At 66.4% G+C, this 2,375-nt stretch carries 3 protein-coding genes and 1 pseudogene; 2 read left to right on the forward strand and 2 right to left on the reverse strand.

What is annotated here, in order from left to right:
- Positions 1-193 (reverse strand): annotated as a pseudogene (locus DYI24_RS25045) (hypothetical protein); the annotation flags it as partial.
- Between DYI24_RS25045 and DYI24_RS25050 the strand changes: the two are divergent.
- Positions 192-554, forward strand: coding sequence for a winged helix-turn-helix transcriptional regulator (locus DYI24_RS25050; RefSeq protein ID WP_107342563.1), 363 nt, complete (start codon positions 192-194; stop codon positions 552-554). The pseudogene DYI24_RS25045 and the gene DYI24_RS25050 sit on opposite strands and share 2 nt — an antisense overlap.
- 17 nt (positions 555-571) lie before the next feature.
- Here the strand turns inward: DYI24_RS25050 and DYI24_RS25055 are convergent, their stop codons facing one another.
- Positions 572-1,771: a penicillin-binding protein activator gene (locus DYI24_RS25055; protein ID WP_164574244.1), complete on the reverse strand. Its 1,200-nt coding sequence runs from the start codon at positions 1,769-1,771 to the stop codon at positions 572-574.
- Between the two features lie 219 nt (positions 1,772-1,990).
- Here DYI24_RS25055 and DYI24_RS25060 point away from each other — a divergent pair.
- A partial coding sequence (locus DYI24_RS25060; RefSeq protein WP_246701364.1) for an SAM-dependent methyltransferase occupies positions 1,991-2,375 on the forward strand: 385 nt, incomplete at its 3' end.

Consider the following 2,375-nt stretch of genomic DNA (forward strand, 5'->3'; position numbering starts at 1 on the left):
GGATCTTGCCCGCGTCGCGGACCTGGGCATCGGCGGCGAAGGCCGCTGCAACATCCTGCACCGCCCGTGCATTGGAGGCGACGAAATAGGCTTCTATTGGTGCGGGAAGGGAAACCGTCATGGGGACCTCGCTCAACTCTCGAAAGCGCCGCAGGATTGCGACGTGACAGAGCTGGCAATAGGCTGCGGCCATGGCAAGAACGCACGAAAAGGTCGGTGACTTACCTCGAAGTAACCCAGCCCACACGCCGCTGACCGCCGCGCAGGGAATCGCGGCCGGCTTCCGGCTGCTCGAGGGGCGCTGGAAAATCCTGATCCTGTTTCATCTGTTCGGCGGCCGCGTCCTGCGGTTCTCTGAACTGGAGCGCTCGATCCCCGACGTCTCGCAGAAGATGCTGGCCCAGCAACTCCGGCAACTGGAGGCCGACGGCATCGTGGCCAGAACGGTGTATCCGGAAGTGCCGCCGAGAGTGGAATATCACCTCACCGATTGGGGGCAGTCACTTTGCCCCGCGCTCGACGCCCTGCTGGGCTGGGTGGAGCAGAAGCCCTGAGGCGCTGACGCTGGTTGTCAGGCGCCGAAGCTCTTCGGCGAACCGGCAACCGCCTGAGCACCGCCGCTGGCGACCTTCATCACCGCAAGGCCGCGCTCGTTAGTGCCATCGGCCCTAAACCTGAACAGCCCGTCGATGCCGGCGAAGCCGGACGGATTGGTCAGCGTTTCGGCGGAGAACCGCTGCGGGCCCTGGGTGCGGGCGAGCGCCGCCACCAGCGCGACGCCGTCATAAGCGAGCGTCGCGGTGCGGACCGGGTCCTGGCCGTAGCGGGCGCGATAGCGGCCCGAAAACGCGCGGAAGCCGGACGGATCGGGAGCCGCAAACAGGCCGCCTTGCAGGCTCTGCGTAGCGAACACCCGCGGATTGTCCCACAGCCCGGTGCCGAGCAGCTGCACCCGCTTCAGATCCGTGCCGGCAGCCCCGAGCGCATCGGCCACCGCGGCCAGCGCGTCGCCATCATCGGCGAGCAACAGCGCATCGGCACTGGCAAGAGAGGCCGCGATGGTTCGCGCCGGACCGGCACGATCGGCGCCGTACTTTTCGAATGCGACGATGCGGCCGCCCTTTTGGCTGGTGATCTGCTTGAACGCAGCTTCGACCACCGCGCCATAGGCGTTCTCGGGCAGCAGCGCCGCATAGGACCTCTTCCCGATGCTGCCGGCATAGCCGATGATGCGGTTGACGTCCGACTCAGGCAGGAAGCTCAGCAGGAAGACACCGCGACCGGCGACGCTGGAGTCGGTCGAGAACGCAATCACCGACACGCCGCGGGCGCGGGCCGCCTGCGCCGCAGCCGGCACCGATTGGGCGAACAGCGGCCCGAGAATGATTTCGGCGCCTTCGTCCAGCGCCTGCTGGGTCGCGGTCTGTGCGCCGGTCGGATTGCCGGCGTCGTCCTTGATCAGGAGCTGAACGTCCGGATTGCGGAATTCGGCGAGCGCCATTTCGGCGGCGTTCTTCATCGACTGTGCGGCGAGCCCGGCGTTGCCCGGCGCCGACAACGGCAGCACCAGCCCGACCTTGACCCGGCCGTTGCCGACCGCAGCCGGCTGCTGCGCCGGCCCAGTGGCGGGCTGTTGCTGGCCGAACTGATCGCTCAGGCTTTGCTGGACGCCCGAGCAGGCGCTCAGCAGCGGCGCTCCGAGGAGCAGGCCCAGCGCAGTGCGGCGGGTGGTTCGCAACGGTTTCGTGTGTGGATCGTGCAAGCTTGCCATGCCATCTCTTGCAGCGGTCCGGCGGGGCTGCCGGATCCCGTGTCGTCCTCCGTACGATCGGCCTTTCGGCCTTTGACGGAAGATTTCATCACAATGTCGGCCAATGATTAACCGGGCCAAAAGGTTTATGCTCATTACGAGCGCCGGACAAATCACCGTGCCGTCGTTTTCAACCTTTCCTCTGCCATCCTGCCGTCCAGGCCGATCAAGTTAGTGGCGATGCGCGTCAAACCAGAAATTTCAGCACCGCCGCCCGCAGCGGCGGAACCGGAGACGCGAACGTTTCTGGTCGCCGGTCAACGTCTGGTCGCCCCGCGCATCGCACCGGGACTGCATCTGGTCGCCACCCCGATCGGCCACCTCGGCGACATCACGCTGCGTGCGCTGGAAACGCTCGCCGGCGCCGATCTGATCGCGTGCGAAGATACACGAATTACGCACCGCTTGCTCGAACGATATGGCATCTCGGCGCGGCTGAAGCCGTACCACGAGCACAATGCCGCGCAGGCGCGGCCGAAGCTTTTGGAGATGCTGGCGCAGGGCCAGTCGGTCGCGCTGGTCTCCGATGCCGGTACGCCGCTGATCTCCGATCCCGGCTACAAGC

It is taken from the genome of Rhodopseudomonas sp. BR0C11 (assembly GCF_010820945.1).
Classification (GTDB): domain Bacteria; phylum Pseudomonadota; class Alphaproteobacteria; order Rhizobiales; family Xanthobacteraceae; genus Rhodopseudomonas; species Rhodopseudomonas palustris_H.

Excerpts from the sequence above, each read along its gene's own strand:
- DYI24_RS25050 (WP_107342563.1), top strand. The coding sequence starts at position 192 with ATGGCAAGAACGCACGAAAAGGTCGGTGACTTACCTCGAAGTAACCCA.
- DYI24_RS25055 (WP_164574244.1), bottom strand. The coding sequence starts at position 1,771 with ATGGCAAGCTTGCACGATCCACACACGAAACCGTTGCGAACCACCCGC.